Below are 14,496 nucleotides of genomic sequence, written 5' to 3'. Positions count from 1 at the left end.
GACGCGCAGCGACTGCGGAGCCCCCTGTCAGGATTGAACTGACGACCGCTCGCTTACAAGGCGAGTGCTCTACCACTGAGCTAAGGAGGCGGGAAAGCGGTTGTCATCATAGCCCGGTACGCCGTCCGCATCACAACGGAATCCGCGTTCGGCACCGAACGCGACCGTACCGGCCCGACAACCGCTTTCGAGCGAAGCGAGATCGAGCATGTGCCGTTCGCGGCCCAGATCATAGCCGAGTGGCCGCCGCGTCCGCGACGAAGTCGCGAGCGGCGGTCACTCGGACGGGAGCCGTCAAGGAGCCACGAACACGCCGCGCCGGAGGCGCGGCAGGTCAGACAGAGCCCTGACGAGCCGCGTCGTCCGCGGCCATGGCGTCGCGCAGGCTCTTCGGACGCATGTCGGTCCAGTTCTTCTCCACGTACTCGACGCAGGCGGCGCGGCTGTCCTCACCGAACACGACTCGCCATCCGGCTGGAACCTCTGCGAAGGCCGGCCACAGGGAATGCTGTTCCTCGTCGTTGACCAGGACGAAGAAGCGGCCGTCTTCATCATCGAAGGGGTTGGTGCTCAATTTCACCTCACTGGATACTGGCGCTATGTACGGGATCGCTCCTGGTTCGCACGGTGCCGGGTTGCTTCCAACCCCTGGCGCCGACAGACCCGAGCGTTGTTTCGACACTAGCAAGCAAGACGTTACGCCTGGGCGGTTACCTATGCCCGCACCTCGGCCGACTCGCAATCAGGACGCAAAGAAGTCCAGGAGAATCTTGTTCACCGCCTCCGGCCGCTCCAAATATCCGAAATGCCCGGCGTCCGGTACCTCCTGGTACCGCGCACCCGGAATGACCTCGGCGATCTCCCTGGACAGATACGGCGGAATCATCCGGTCGTCGGCGAATCCGACCGAAAGACATGGCACCCGGATCGCCCGGTAGGCCTGCACCCGGTCGAAATCGTGATCCATCCTGCGCTGGGCGCGAATGCCTGGCGAGACCGGCCCGCCGGTGAACTCGAACAGGTCGAGCCAGTCGCGCGCGGCGTTCGGCTCGGCCATGGTCGCAGGCGAGAGATTCATGACCGCGGTGATCGCCGCCTCGTATTTCGGCGGCAGTGTCACCCCGCCCGCGTCGAGTTCGTGTTCACCGAGCGAGAGCGTCTTCTGGAACTGGTCCAGCCGCCCGTGCCCGGCCATGAACACGGCCTTGCGGACCAGGTCGGGGCGGGCCAGTGCCAACTCCTGCGCCACGCGCGCCCCCATCGAGGTGCCCACCACCAGCGCCGGGCCCTCGTCCAGGAATTCGATCAGGGCGGCGGTGTCGGCGACCAGCTCGTCGATGGTCATGCCGGAGGCGGCCTCGAAGGACGGCGCGATCCCGCGGTTGTCGAACGTGCACACCCGGTAACCGGCCGCGACCAGGGCAGGAACCTGGTGCAGCTCCCACACCCGGCCGGGACTGCCGGTGCCCATGATCATGACCACCAGCGGCGCGGAGCCCTTGGCGCGGTCACCCTTCACCTGATAGTTGAGGGAAATCCCGTTCACCGTGGCCAGCGGCATGTCGACCCTTTCGTGGAGTTGGTGCTGCGCTCCCCACGGTATAGGGACCAGCGAGGAAGGCACGTCGACCGGGGTGGTCCTGGCGGCGCGCGCCGCCATTGCGCCAACGCCCCGGCGGGCGCGCCTCCCAGCGTCGCATACCATTGACTTTTCGCAGGGTAAGAGCGCACGAGCCGGGAGGACTTGACGATGGCCGCGAAGGGCAGCGCCAACGACATTGCGGACGACGATCTGGAACCACTCGCCGACGAAACGGCGCGTCAGGCGCAGCGAGTGGTCGCGGCCTACGCCGAGGACGCGGACGAATGCCGGATGTTGTTGTCTATGTTGGGTATTGGACCGAACGCTCGAGGCGAATAATCTCGTTCTCGACGCCAACGGCGACGTCGACTACACAACTCCAGCGGGATACAGCAACGCGCAAAGGATGCGTGAGTGGACCAGATGAATCCGTCCGACGACTCCGAGCACGCCAGAGACACCTCGACTGCTGACGCCGCGGCGGAGACCACCGGCTCCGGTACTGGCTCCGGTTTCGTCGTCGTCGCCAACCGGCTGCCGGTCGACCTCGAACGACTGCCCGACGGCAGCACCAGGTGGAAACGCAGCCCGGGCGGTCTGGTGACCGCGCTGGAATCGGTCCTGCGCAACAACAAGGGGGCGTGGGTCGGCTGGGCGGGCGTCCCCAACGTCGACGTGGATCCGATCATCGAGGACGGCCTCGAACTGCATCCGGTCCCGTTGTCGGCCGACGAGGTGGCCGACTACTACGAGGGCTTCTCCAACGGCACGCTGTGGCCGCTGTACCACGACGTCATCGTGCGGCCGGTCTACGACCGCAGGTGGTGGAGCGCCTACGTCACCGTGAACCGGCGCTTCGCCGAGGCCACCGCCAAGGTGGCCGCCGAGGGCGCGACGGTGTGGGTACAGGACTACCAGCTCCAGCTGGTGCCCAAGATGCTGCGCATGCTGCGCCCCGACCTCACCATCGGGTTCTTCCTGCACATCCCGTTCCCGCCGGTCGAGCTGTTCATGCAGATGCCGTGGCGCACGGAGATCGTGGAGGGCCTGCTCGGCGCCGATCTCATCGGCTTCCACCTGCCCGGCGGCGCGCAGAACTTCCTCTATCTGGCGCGCAGGCTGGCCGGTCAGCCGACCTCGCGCGGGTCGGTCGGCGTGCGCTCCAAGCTCGGCGTCGTCCAGGTCGGTTTCCGCACGGTGCGCGTCGGCGCGTTCCCGATCTCCATCGCCTCCGCCGAGCTGGACGAGCACTCCAGGCGCAGATCGGTGCGCGAGCGCGCCGCCAAGATCCGGGCCGAGCTGGGCAACCCGAAGAACATCCTGCTCGGCGTCGACCGGCTGGACTACACCAAGGGCATCGATATCCGCCTCAACGCGCTCGAGGAGCTGCTCGTCGAGGGCCGGATCGACCCCGCCGACACGGTCATGATCCAGCTGGCCACGCCCAGTCGCGAGCGGGTGGAGAGCTACATCCAGATGCGCGGCGACATCGAACGCCAGGTCGGCCGGATCAACGGCGAGTTCGCCCGGGTCGGCTACCCGGTGGTGCACTACCTGCACCGTCCGATCCCGCGCGACGAGCTGGTCGCGTTCTTCGTCGCCGCCGACGTGATGCTGGTCACGCCGCTGCGCGACGGCATGAACCTCGTCGCCAAGGAGTACGTCGCGTGCCACAGCGGGCTCAACGGCGCCTTGGTGCTGAGCGAGTTCACCGGCGCCGCGTCGGAACTGCGGCAGGCGTACCTGTGCAACCCGCACGACCTGGACGACGTGAAGGACGCCATCGTCGCGGCGTTGGAGGACGAGCGCGACGTCAAACGCAGGCGGATGCGCTCGCTGCGCAGGCAGGTGCTTGCGCACGATGTGGATCGCTGGGCGCGGGCCTTCCTCGACGCGCTGGCACAGGACCAGGTCGCCGGCAGCGCGCTGCTGACCGACGACGACGTCTATCCCGAGGACCGCTGAGTCCGACGTTCACAGGAATCACCCAGCTTCGGTCCAGGAAGTTCGCAGGCGAACAGCGGACGATGAAGCCATGAGTGGCGCCCCCGTGCAGCAGACACCCGAGGCCAGGGTGCTGGTGGTCGACGACGAGCCGATGATCGTCGAACTGCTCGCGGTGAGTCTGCGCTATCAGGGCTTCGAAGTCGACACCGCGGCCGACGGCGCGCAGGCGCTGGACAAGGCGCGCAGCTTCCGTCCGCAGGCGCTGATCGTGGACGTGATGATGCCCGGCATGGACGGCTTCGGCCTGCTGCGCAGGTTGCGGGCCGACGGCATCGACGCGCCCGTGCTGTTTCTGACCGCGCGCGACGACGTGCAGGACAAGATCACCGGCCTCACCCTCGGGGCCGACGACTACGTCACCAAGCCGTTCAGCCTGGAGGAAGTGGTGGCCCGGCTGCGGGTGATCCTGCGCCGCGCCGGGCACGCCGCGCCGCAGCGGGAAAGCTCGCGCCTCCGTTTCGAGGACATCGAACTCGACGACGACACCCACGAGGTGTGGAAGGCGGGCGAGCCGGTCGCGCTGTCGCCCACCGAGTTCACACTGCTGCGTTACTTCATGGTCAACGCGGGCACCGTGCTGAGCAAACCGCGCATCCTCGACCACGTCTGGCGCTACGACTTCGGCGGCGAGGTCGGCGTCGTGGAAACCTACGTCTCCTACCTGCGCAAGAAGGTCGACACCGGCGATACCCGGCTGATCCACACGTTGCGCGGCGTCGGCTACGTGATGCGCGCGCCCCACCGCAAGAGCGGTTCATGAGCCGGGGCCGGATCGTCGGCGCGCGCGCGAAGGTTTCCGGCTGGCTGTCCGCCGTCCCGCTGCGCGTGACGCTGATGGTTCTGTTGGTGCTCACGGCGGGGCTCGGCTTGCTCGTCTCCGGCATGGTGGTCACCTCGGCCCTGGAACAGCAGCTGACCGCCCGTACCGACCAGCAGTTGCGCGGAGGCGCGATGGAATGGTCCCGGCGTGGGCCGCCGCCACCGGTGCTGCCACCCGACCCGCGCCACGCCCCGAGCCAGTTCTGGGTGCGTTCGATACGCACCGACGGGCGCGCGTTCCTCATCCCGGCGTTCGCCGTCGACGCGGAGCCGGTGCTGCCTGCCACGCCGCCGACGGGCCCGTACACCGTCGACTCCGCGAACGGAGGAGCGATCCGGTGGCGGGTGCTGACGCTGCGCACACCGGAGGGCACGACGACAGTGGCGCTGCCGCTCACGCAGAACACCGACACGGTGCACCGGCTCGTGGTGCTGGAGCTGATCGTCGGGGCGGTCGTCCTGGCCGTGCTGGCGGTGCTCGCGTACTTCATGGTGCGGCGCAGCTTGCGGCCGCTACGCCGAGTGGAGAGCACCGCCGCGGCCATCGCCCAAGGCGACCTGCACCGCCGGGTGCCGGTGCGCGACACCAACACCGAGGTCGACCGGCTGTCCAGATCGCTGAACGGGATGCTGACGCAGATCCAGCGCGCGTTCACCGCGACCGCCGCGTCCGAGGAGGCGGCCCGCCGGTCCGAGGACCGCATGCGCCGTTTCATCGCCGACGCCAGTCACGAGTTGCGCACCCCGTTGACGACGATCCGCGGGTTCGCGGAGCTGTATCGGCAGGGCGCGACCGACGATCCCGCCGCGTTCATGGACCGCATCGAGCGCGAATCCCAGCGGATGGGCGTGCTCGTGGAAGACCTGCTGATGCTCGCGCGGCTGGACGCGCAGCGCCCGCTGGAACTCGGCCCGGTGGACCTGCTCGCCGTCGCCAGCGACGGAGTGCACAACGCGCGCGCCGTGGTCTCCGCTGGGCACTCCGACGGGCCCGTCCGCACCATCGAGCTGCGGATCGAGCCGGGCGAGGGGACGCTCGAGGTGATCGGGGACGAGGCGAGGCTGCGCCAGGTGCTGAGCAATCTGCTGAACAACGCCCTCACCCACACCGCGCCCGACGCGAAGGTGACGGTATCGCTCACCCCCGGCCCCGACGATGTGCTGCTCGAGGTGGCGGATACCGGTCCAGGACTGACAGCGGAGGACGCCGAGCGCGTCTTCGAGCGCTTCTACCGTGCCGACACCTCCCGCGCCCGCAGCAGCGGCGGCACGGGTCTCGGCTTGTCCATCGTGCAAGCGCTGGTGACGGCGCACGGCGGCGAGGTGGGCGTGCGCAGTGCGCCCGAGGCCGGGACGACGTTCACGGTGCGGCTGCCGCGCACAGTGTCATCGGAATCGGCCTAGCGAATCCAGCGGACCGGCGTCAGACCGGCGTCACCGCCGACACCAACCAGTGCGAATCGGACTTCGTCAAGGAGACACGTACCCGGCTGCCCGTGGTGGTGCCCTGCGGGGTGTCCTTGCTCGTCATCACCTGGTTGAGGAACAGCAGGACCTGCGCGTGCGAGCGGTCGGCGGAGATGACGCCGGCCGCCTGGGTGGTCGCAGTGACGGTGAGCTGCTTCTCCTTGGCGCCGGGAGCGATCTGCTTCTCGATCAGCGTCAGGTAGTCGGCGCGGAAGTCGCCGCTGAGGTTGTCGGCGGATTTGCGCAGCTCGGTGTCCACGGTCTGCGGGTTGTAGGTGAACATGGCCTCGAGAGTGCGGCCCGCCGTCGCGACCGCGTCCTTGCGCGATTGCTCGGCCTGCCGGTCATCCCAATAGCGGTAGCCGTTCACGCCGCCGACCACAGCGGCCGCCGCGACGACCACACCGAGGACCGCTAGCAGGATCTTGGCGCGAATGCCGTTCATACTCATGCTGTGTCCTCTCCGGCATGAACGGGGCCCTCCGTGGTCACGCTCCGCTGCCGCCTCCGGGCCTGACCGTTCATGCTGTGTCCGACTCCGGCATGAACGGGGCCCTCCGTGGTCACGCTCCGCTGCCGCCTCCGGGCCTGACCGTTCATGCCACGAACTCCACGTTGGACACCGACAGCCCCGAATCGCCGCGCGACACGGTGACCCGGAACCGGTAGTACCTGGTCTGCGGCTCGGCCTGGCCCGCGTTGGTCAGCGTCTGCTTGGCGGCGACCAGCACCCGTCCGGAGCGATCGTCGTCGCTTTCCAGCGCGGCCTCGACGATCTCGCCGCTGGAGACCACTTTGGCCTGCTGCACGATGCTGGTGAACGGGTCGACCCGGCCGTCGAACTCGGTCTTGAACTCCCCCGAGGCCAGCGAGAGGATCCGGTCGATGTCCTGCTTGGCCGTATCCGCGCGGATGGTGGTCAGGTTGACGATCGCCTGCCTGGCGGTTTCCACGTATTCGGCTCGGCGCTGGTCACGTTCGTGGGTCGCGTGCATCGCGACAACCGACACGACCGCACCGGCCACGAGCGCCACGACCAGCAAGGCCGCGGCGGCCGCGGCGAGGACACGCGGCACTCCGCGCCGTTTGTTCCCTTCGGGCTCGGCCGGTGTTGCCTCGGAGTCGGGTTGGGCGTCGGTTTTCGTCACGGATAGCTTCGCCGCATCGACGCTCGAGTCGTCCGTGACCGGCGCCGAAGCGGACGAGAGCTCCGGCTCGGCCGCAACCGAACTCGTACCGCCGCCCGCGACGCCGGTTTCGGTCGCGGCGGCAGGGTCCTTCGCGACCACGGTCCGCACGCCACCGGTCGCGTTCTCCTCGACCGGCGGCCCGGCCGAGCGCACCGCACGCCGTCGCGCGCGGTGACCTTCTCCGTTGCTCTCACTCATCGTTGCTGCTCCTCGAGCATCGCCTGCCAGCTCGACGGTACCGCGCCCGAACCGCCCGGTCCGATATCGCCCTGTCGGTAGGTACGCCCGTCGGTGCCGATGTACACGCCGGTGGCCGGGTCGTACGACCGTGCGGCGGCTGGTGTGCCGCCACCGTAACTCGCGGGTGCGACGACCGGGGGCTCGCTCGCGGGCGCGGCGGCGGGCGCCACCGGACGCGGCGGCCCGAACGGCGGGTTGTCACCGATCGGAACGTACCCCGTGCGGCATAGTTCCGGCGTCGGGGCGCGCACACCGGGCACCTCGGCGCACGGCGTGTTGCGGATGCCGCGCACCGCTTCGGGTGCGTCCTGTGGCACCTTGCAGTACAGGCCCGGCGGCGTGTCCGGGGTGTCGAGCTCGCTCGGCGAGCGCCGCTGGTCGGGCGGGAGGAAGCCGGTCGTGCACGCGGGCGGGTCGTTGACCAGCGCCATGAAGTCGACCAGCGCGCCGTATTCCAGCGGACCGCGGACGGCGGTCAGCAGCGCGGCGACCAGCGGCGGATACACCACCAGGATCTGCTCCAGCCCCGCGTGATACGTGACGGCGACCTGACCGACGCTGACCAGATTCGACAGCAGCAGCGGCAGCGTCGGGCGCAGGTCCTCGAACAGGTTGGTCACCCGCTGCATCGAGGACGGGCCCTCGCGCAGGATTCCACGCAGCGCGGGGTCGTGACCGCGTAACTGGTCGGTGACCGTGGCGAGATCAGCGGTCCAGGAACGGATCGCGGCGTCCGAGCGGGTCTGGGTGTCCAGCAGCGGCCCGATCCGGTCGAGCAGCTGTTTCGTCGGTTCCGCGTTGGCCTGTGCTTCCTGCACCAGCAACGACGCGGAATCGATGAACCGTTGCAGGTCCGGTCCCGCGCCGTTGAACGCGAGGAACGCCTCGTCGATGACCTGTTTCAGCCGGGTGTCCGCGACGCTCGACAGCAGCCGGTCGGCCTGGTCGAGCAGCGAGCCGACGTCTTGCGGCAGCTTGGTGCGCTCCACCGGGATCACGCTGCCGTCGCGCAGGTTTCCGCCCGTGCGGTTCTGCGCGGGCACCAGGTCCACGTACTGCTCGCCGACCGCGGAGACGCTGCGCACCCACGCGTCGACATCCGAGGGAATCTTGTAGTCGCTGGCGATGGACAGCTTCGCGTCCACGCCGACCGGCGTCAGCCGGACCTCCTTCACCACACCGACGTTCGTGCCGCGATAGGCGACGTTGGCCGTCGGGTAGAGACCACCGGTCGCGGCCAGCCGCACGGTGACCTCGTAGCGCCCGATGCCGAACATCGCGGGCAGTTTGACGTAGGTGCCGCCCATGACCACCAGGCCGATCACCGTCAGCACGGAGAAGATGATCAGCTGGGTACGGACGAACCGGGTGAGTGTCACTGTCCCGGACCCCCTTGCGGCGCGGTGTTGCCCGGCATGGGCACGGTCAACCCGGGAATGGCGGGAATGCCGGGGATCGGCGGGAGTCCCGGGATGGTCGGGGCGGGCTGGCTCGCCGCGGGCGGCGGCGCCTGCAACGGACCCGTGGCCGGGTCGCCGTTCTGCGCTGCCGTGCCGGGCGCGAAACTGCCGAGCGCGCCTTCCACGCCGCCGAACCGTCCGCCCAGCGGCGTTCCGGTGAGGAAGTTCGAATCCAGCCGCTTGCCGGTGATGTCCACGGTCATGAACAGGTTGAGGTAGTCACCCTTGATCGCGTGGTCCAGGTTCTTCATCGGGAACGGGAAGGTGGCCAGGATCTTCAGCGCCTCGGTCAGATCGCTGCCGGTGTCCGACAGCGACTTCAGCACCGGCACGAGGCTGTGCAGGTTGGCCTTCAAGTCGTCGCCGCTCGCCGCGACGATGCGCCGCACGACGTCGCTCAGCTCGCCCAGCGCGGTGATCGCCCTGGTGATGTTCGCGCGGCGATCGGCCAGCACGGTCAACGCCGGATGGATCTGCTCGATCGCCTCCGCCACCACGTCGCGCTGCTCGGCGAGCTGACCGCCGAGCCGGTCCAGTCCGCTCATCGCGGCGATGATGTCGCCGGTCTGGCGGTCCAGGTTCGTGGTCAGCTCGTTCAGCTGCGGCAGCAGGTCCCTGATGGCGTCCTCCCGCCCGGTGAGCGCGGAATTCAGCTCGTGGGTGATGGTTTCCAATTGCGCGACGCCACCGCCGTTGAGCACCACCGACAGCGAGGACAGCACCTGCTCGGTGGTCGGATAGGTTCCGGCGCGCGCGAGCGGGATGACGTCGCCCGCCTTCAACTGGCCTTCGGGGGGCTGATCGGTCGGCTCGGAGAGCTCGAGATGGTTGGAGCCGAGCAGACTGGTCTGCCCGATCTTGGCGACGGCGTTCGCGGGCAGGTGCACGTCCGGGTTCAGCGAGACGGTGACCAGCGCGTGCCAGTCCTCCACCTCGATCCTCGAGACGGTGCCGACCGCGACGTCGTGCACCCGCACCGGCGAATTCCTGGTCAGCGTGGTGACGTTCGGCATCTGGACGCGCACCTCGTAGGAGCCGGGCGCGGTGCCCTCGGTGCCGGGCATGGGCAGCGAATTCAATCCGTCCCACTGACAGCCCGTGACGCCGAGCGCCACCGCCAGCCCCGCCGCGACGGCGGCGGTGCCGCGCATCCGCCGCCTCGGCATCATCGCCCTCCTCCTGTCAGGCCAGGGATGGCCAGCCCGGCGAGGCCGTCCGGGATGCTCACCGGAGCGGGCTGCGGCTGCGCCGGATTCTGGCTCGCCACCCGCCCGGCCAGGCTGGGATCGGAGTACACCAGCTGGTCGGGGAACGCGGTCACGCCGCTGGCCGGGTTCGTCATGATCGGCACGTAGTTCATGCTCAGGCTGTTGATCACCGGCGCGAGGTATTGCGCGCACAGGTCGGCGCTGCGATCGGAGTCGTTGGTCTCCAGCGCGCGGACCGAGCCGCACAGGAAGCCGAGCGGGTCGGCCGGGTTGTTCAGCGCGATCGCGCCGGTCAGGGTGCCTTGGGCCGGTTTGTAGATCTGGTAGAAGTTCACCAGCGCGGTCGGGCCGGAGTGCAGGACGCGCTCCAATTCCGGTCGCTTGTCGACCAGCACTTGGGTGGCGTCGGCCAGCCGCTGCACGCCCTCGGTGAGTTCCGCTCCGCTGCCCGCGATGAACCGGCGCACGTCGACGATCGCCGCGTCCAGGTTGTCCAGGCCCGCGCCGAGATCCGAGGAGACCCCGGCCAGCACCGAGGACACCGACGCGAGCCTGCCTTCGAACTGCACGATCTGCTCGTTGCTCGCCGACAGCACGTCGACGAACTTCTGCAGGTTGCGCACGGTGCCGAACAGGTCGGTGCGGCCGTCCGACAGCGTGTTCAAGGTGGCCGACAGCTCCCGCAGGGTGTCGCGGAACCGCTGCCCGTTGCCGTCGAGGTTGTTCGCGGCGGTGTCGACGAAGCGGCCGAACGACCCCTGTTTGTCGTCGCCGACCGGGCCGAGCGCGGTGGCCAGCTTGGACAGCTCGGCCTTGATGTCGTCCCATTCGACCGGCACCGCGGTGTGCTCGACCGGGATCACGCTGTTGTCCTTCAATTTCGGACCGCCGACGTAGGCGGGCGCGATCTGGATGAAACGCGCCGAGACCAGCGAAGGCGAGATGATCACCGCTTTCGGGTCGGCGGGGACGTCGACTCCGCGATTCAGGGTCATGGACACCTTCACCCGATCCGCGCCGGGCTCTATCGCGTCGATGCGGCCGACCTTGACGCCGAGCACCCGCACGTCGTCGCCCGCGTACAGGCCGGATGTGGAGGTGAAATAGGCGGTGACCTTGGTGGTCCCGATCCGGGTTATGCCGTTCCACGCGACGGCGACCACGAGCGCCGCGACGACCACTCCGGCCAGCACCAACGCCCAGCGAGGTAGTTTCCGTACGATATTCACCGCGGCGGCTCCTGTATCGCGGGTTCGATCGATGGGGACGGCGTGAGGTAGCTCTGCAGATCACTCGGCAGGTGCTGCGGCCACACCAGCGCGTCCACCAGCGGTTGCAGCGTCTTGCTCGCCGCGTTGATCACGTAGGCCTGGAAGTAGGGACCGCTGCCGACCTGCTCACCCAGGGCCGCGGCGAACGGTCCGAGCCCGTCCAGCGCCTCCGCGAGATTCTGCTTGTTGCGCTGCAACAGCGCCAGCACCGAATTCAGTTTGTCCAGGGCGGGTTTCAACTGCGCCTCGTTGTCGGCGACCAGGCCGGAGAGCTGCTGGGCGAGTCCGTTGACGTAGACGATCAGCTGCCCGAGGGCGGTGCGCCGCCGGTCCAGCTCGCCGAGCAGCTCGTTGCCGTCCAGCAGCAGCGCGCTGATCTGGTTGCCCCGGTCGGCGAGGATCTTCGTCACGTTCTGCGCCCGCTTCAGCAAGTCCGTCAGCGCTTGATCGCGCGCGTTGATGCTGCGGGAGAGCGCGGTGACGCCGTCCAGCGCCGAGCGCAACGGCGCGGGCGTGTCGGCGAAGGTCGCCGAGAGCGCGTCGAGGGTTTGGTCGACCCGGTCCAGGTCCAGGTCGTGCACCGTGCCCGCCAGGTCGCTCAGCGCCTCGTTGAGCGAATACGGCGATGTGGTGCGCTCGAGCGGGATGGTGTCGTCGACGCGCAGCGCGCCGGTGCCCGACGGCGTCAGCTCCAGCGACTTGCGGCCGAGCACCGTGTTGGTCTTGATCGCCGCCGAAGTCTTCTCACCGAGCACGATCGACTCCGCGAGAGTGAACCGGACGAGCACTTTCGCGCCGTCCAGGCTGACGTCCTCCACGCGACCGGATCGAACGCCCGCCACCTGGACCGGGTCGCCGGGCAGCAGGCCGCCCGCGTCGGCGAAGTAGGCGGTGAACGTCGCGCCGGAACGGATGAACGGCAGCCGGTCGAATTGCAGGGCCGACAGCGCCACCGCCACCGCGAGCACGAGGCCGACGATGCCGATGGTGATGGCGGGTGATCGCTGCTCTTTCATCGGTTGTCCGCACACCTTCCGGTCGTCTGCGCCCCGGGCATGTTGATCTTCATCGTCTGGCCGTTCGGGCCGTCCACCAGGAAGTTCGTCGAGCAGACGTAGAGCTGGAGGAAGGAGCCGTATGAGCCGATGCGGATCAGCTGGCGATAGGTCGACGGCAGCCGGTCCAGCACCCACTGGACCGTGTCCGACCCGGCGTCGAGATTCGTGGCCAGGCGCCCGGTCTGCTCGATGGTGCCCCGCAGATCGGGGCGGGCTTGGGAGAGCAGATCGGTCAGGTCACCGGTGGCGCCTGCGATGCGCGGGATCGCGTCGCCGATCTGGTCCTTGTCGGCGGCCAATCCGCTGATCAAGCGCTGTAATTCGGCGATCGTGGTGGCGAACTGGTCGCCGCGCTCATCGATGGTCTGCAGGACCGCGTTGAGGTTGTTGATCACGCTGCCGATCAGGGCGTCCCGGTCGGCGAGCGTCTTGGCGAACGAGCCGCCGCTGTTGAGCAGCGACACCAGCGTGCCGCCTTGGCCCTGGAAGATCTGCAGCAGCGCGTTGGTCAGGTCGTTCACCTGGCCGGGGTCGAGTCCGCGCAGCAGCGGCCGGAAACCGCCGAGCAACATGTCCAGATCGAGGGCGGGCGCGGTCTGTTCCTTGGCGATGGTGCCGCCCGGCTGCAAGACGCGGTTGGAGCCGGGGCCCTCCGACAGCTCGAGATAGCGGTCGCCCACCAGGTTCTCGTATTTGATCGCCGCACGAGTGCTGGTGAGCAGCCGGTACTTGCGGTCGACATCGAACTCGACGTGCGCGAGATAGTCCTTGCCCACCTTCACCGACTTGACGGAGCCGACCGGCACGCCCGCGATGCGCACCTTCGCCCCGGGCAGCATGCCGGAGGAACTGGTGAACACGGCGTGGTAGCCGTTCTCCCGCGCGAAGCGCATCTGACTGAACACGACCGCCAGGCCTGCGAAGATCAGCGTCATCACCAGGGTGAAGATGGCCAGTTTGACGGTGGTCGCGGTGTTCTTCACGGGCGCGGCACCCCCGGTAGTCCGGCGAACAGGATCTGGAAGATCTTCGGCGGGTTGACACTCAGTGTCGTCGACGGTGTGTACACATGCCCCTCCGAGGTGTCGGTGACGACATAGTCCGAGTGGCTGCCCGGCACCCGGTCCAGGATGCCTCCGCACTGCGGGCCGCCGGTCGCGTTGACCTTGGGCAGATCCTCCGGGTAGGTGTACGGCTTCGCGCCGTACATGAAGCCGGTGTTCAGCGCGACGCCTTCCTGCAGGCCACCGAAGACCGCCTCACCCATCGGCAGCGCCTTGCCAAGGCCGCCGATCAGGCAGTACAGCGCGGGCGCGTACTCGTCGAGCAATCCGGTGGTCGGGCGCAGCAGATCCAGCGCCGTGCCGAGCTGATTCTCGTTGTCGCGCAGGACCGATCCGGTGGTGTCGGCCAAGCCGGTGAGATTCACCAGCACGTTGTCCAGGCTGTCCTGTTCCTGGGTCAGGGTCTTGCTGGTGACCGTGAAGTTGTCCACGGTGCGCAGCAGGTCGTTCACCGAGTCCGCGTACAGGTCGGTGACCTGGCCGGTCTTCGCCAGATCCTGTTGCAGCGTCGGCAGATACGGGTTGATGTCGCGCAGGTAGGCGTCGCTCTGCTCGAGCAGTTCGCCCAGTTTCTCCCCGCGGCCCTGTAGCGCGGTGCCCAGCGCGGACAACGTCGCGTTCAGCTTCTCCGGCTCGATCTTGGCGAGCACGTCGGACAGGTGCTGGAACAGCGTGTTGAACTCGACGGTCACCCGCTGCGCGGTGACGACCGCGCCAGGTTGCAGCGAAGTGGCCGCCGGCTGCTGCGGGACGATGAAGTTGACGTACTTCGCGCCGAACACCGTGGTGGACCTGATGTCGACGTCCGCGTTGGAGGGCACCAGCTTCAGCAGTTCCGGATCGAGGGCCAGCTTCAGCCTGGCGCCCTCGTCGGTGTGGTCGACCGAGGCCACCCGGCCGATCTCGACACCGCGCACCTTCACCTTGGCGTCCGGGTCCAGCACCAGGCCGCTGCGCGGCGCGTCCACCGTGACGGTGGCGGTGGGCGTGAACCCGCCGACGAACATGACCAGCGCGACCGCCATGATCGCGACCAGCGACAGCACCATCGCCGCCCCGGCCAGTTTCAGGCCGAGCCCGCCGCGCAGCGCCCGCACCAGGCGGTTTTCCGTTTGCTTCGATTCCGCCAT

The 14,496-nt window shown here is 68.5% G+C and carries 14 protein-coding genes and 1 tRNA gene; 4 read left to right on the top strand and 11 right to left on the bottom strand.

The window, feature by feature from the left end:
- Positions 1 to 18 precede the first annotated feature (18 nt).
- The 3 genes from ACFV2O_RS05440 to ACFV2O_RS05430 all read right to left on the bottom strand — a co-directional run bounded on the left by ACFV2O_RS05440 (position 19) and on the right by ACFV2O_RS05430 (position 1,561).
- A tRNA-Thr gene (locus tag ACFV2O_RS05440) sits at positions 19 to 90 on the bottom strand.
- A gap of 244 nt (positions 91 to 334) precedes the next feature.
- The gene (locus tag ACFV2O_RS05435; RefSeq protein ID WP_067795192.1) at positions 335 to 574 is read right to left on the bottom strand and encodes an MbtH family protein; all 240 of its coding nucleotides are present in this window, start codon (positions 572 to 574) and stop codon (positions 335 to 337) included.
- A 168-nt stretch (positions 575 to 742) separates the two neighbouring features.
- Positions 743 to 1,561 (bottom strand): alpha/beta fold hydrolase, encoded by an 819-nt coding sequence (locus ACFV2O_RS05430; RefSeq protein ID WP_379250394.1) that lies wholly within the window; start codon positions 1,559 to 1,561, stop codon positions 743 to 745.
- Positions 1,562 to 1,750: 189 nt separating this feature from the next.
- Here ACFV2O_RS05430 and ACFV2O_RS05425 point away from each other — a divergent pair, with 189 nt between their 5' ends.
- The 4 genes from ACFV2O_RS05425 (at position 1,751) to ACFV2O_RS05410 (ending at position 5,812) form a co-directional block, all read left to right on the top strand.
- Positions 1,751 to 1,921, top strand: a complete 171-nt coding sequence (locus ACFV2O_RS05425) for a hypothetical protein (RefSeq protein WP_169334155.1) — start codon at positions 1,751 to 1,753, stop codon at positions 1,919 to 1,921.
- An 84-nt stretch (positions 1,922 to 2,005) separates the two neighbouring features.
- Positions 2,006 to 3,547, top strand: coding sequence for a trehalose-6-phosphate synthase (locus ACFV2O_RS05420; RefSeq protein WP_355077052.1), 1,542 nt, complete (start codon positions 2,006 to 2,008; stop codon positions 3,545 to 3,547).
- 70 nt (positions 3,548 to 3,617) lie between these two features.
- The gene (locus ACFV2O_RS05415; protein WP_067795068.1) at positions 3,618 to 4,349 is read left to right on the top strand and encodes a response regulator transcription factor; all 732 of its coding nucleotides are present in this window, start codon (positions 3,618 to 3,620) and stop codon (positions 4,347 to 4,349) included.
- A complete protein-coding gene (locus tag ACFV2O_RS05410; protein WP_379250393.1) occupies positions 4,346 to 5,812 on the top strand; it encodes a sensor histidine kinase in 1,467 nt (488 codons plus the stop codon). Before ACFV2O_RS05415 ends, ACFV2O_RS05410 begins: the two co-directional genes overlap by 4 nt.
- Positions 5,813 to 5,831: 19 nt before the next feature.
- On the opposite strand, the gene ACFV2O_RS05405 is transcribed toward ACFV2O_RS05410, so the two are convergent.
- From ACFV2O_RS05405 to ACFV2O_RS05370, 8 genes are all read right to left on the bottom strand, one after another.
- Positions 5,832 to 6,326: a h domain protein gene (locus tag ACFV2O_RS05405; protein WP_355076913.1), complete on the bottom strand. Its 495-nt coding sequence runs from the start codon at positions 6,324 to 6,326 to the stop codon at positions 5,832 to 5,834.
- A 145-nt stretch (positions 6,327 to 6,471) separates the two neighbouring features.
- Positions 6,472 to 7,263, bottom strand: a complete 792-nt coding sequence (locus ACFV2O_RS05400) for a hypothetical protein (RefSeq protein ID WP_379250392.1) — start codon at positions 7,261 to 7,263, stop codon at positions 6,472 to 6,474.
- Entirely contained in the window at positions 7,260 to 8,684 is a 1,425-nt protein-coding gene (locus tag ACFV2O_RS05395) for an MCE family protein (RefSeq protein WP_379250391.1), read from the bottom strand. The genes ACFV2O_RS05400 and ACFV2O_RS05395 overlap by 4 nt, the downstream gene beginning before the upstream one ends.
- Positions 8,681 to 9,934, bottom strand: coding sequence for an MCE family protein (locus ACFV2O_RS05390; protein WP_379250390.1), 1,254 nt, complete (start codon positions 9,932 to 9,934; stop codon positions 8,681 to 8,683). The genes ACFV2O_RS05395 and ACFV2O_RS05390 overlap by 4 nt, the downstream gene beginning before the upstream one ends.
- Positions 9,931 to 11,202, bottom strand: a complete 1,272-nt coding sequence (locus ACFV2O_RS05385; RefSeq protein ID WP_379250389.1) for an MCE family protein — start codon at positions 11,200 to 11,202, stop codon at positions 9,931 to 9,933. The genes ACFV2O_RS05390 and ACFV2O_RS05385 overlap by 4 nt, the downstream gene beginning before the upstream one ends.
- Complete coding sequence (locus ACFV2O_RS05380; RefSeq protein WP_379250388.1) at positions 11,199 to 12,260, bottom strand: MCE family protein; 1,062 nt, start codon at positions 12,258 to 12,260, stop codon at positions 11,199 to 11,201. Before ACFV2O_RS05380 ends, ACFV2O_RS05385 begins: the two co-directional genes overlap by 4 nt.
- The gene (locus ACFV2O_RS05375) at positions 12,257 to 13,285 is read right to left on the bottom strand and encodes an MCE family protein (protein WP_355076905.1); all 1,029 of its coding nucleotides are present in this window, start codon (positions 13,283 to 13,285) and stop codon (positions 12,257 to 12,259) included. The genes ACFV2O_RS05380 and ACFV2O_RS05375 overlap by 4 nt, the downstream gene beginning before the upstream one ends.
- The gene (locus ACFV2O_RS05370; RefSeq protein ID WP_379250387.1) at positions 13,282 to 14,496 is read right to left on the bottom strand and encodes an MCE family protein; all 1,215 of its coding nucleotides are present in this window, start codon (positions 14,494 to 14,496) and stop codon (positions 13,282 to 13,284) included. The genes ACFV2O_RS05375 and ACFV2O_RS05370 overlap by 4 nt, the downstream gene beginning before the upstream one ends.

This window comes from Nocardia sp. NPDC059691, assembly GCF_042733915.1.
Classification (GTDB): Bacteria; Actinomycetota; Actinomycetes; order Mycobacteriales; family Mycobacteriaceae; genus Nocardia; species Nocardia sichangensis.
This window is presented reverse-complemented; position numbering and strand designations above follow the sequence as displayed.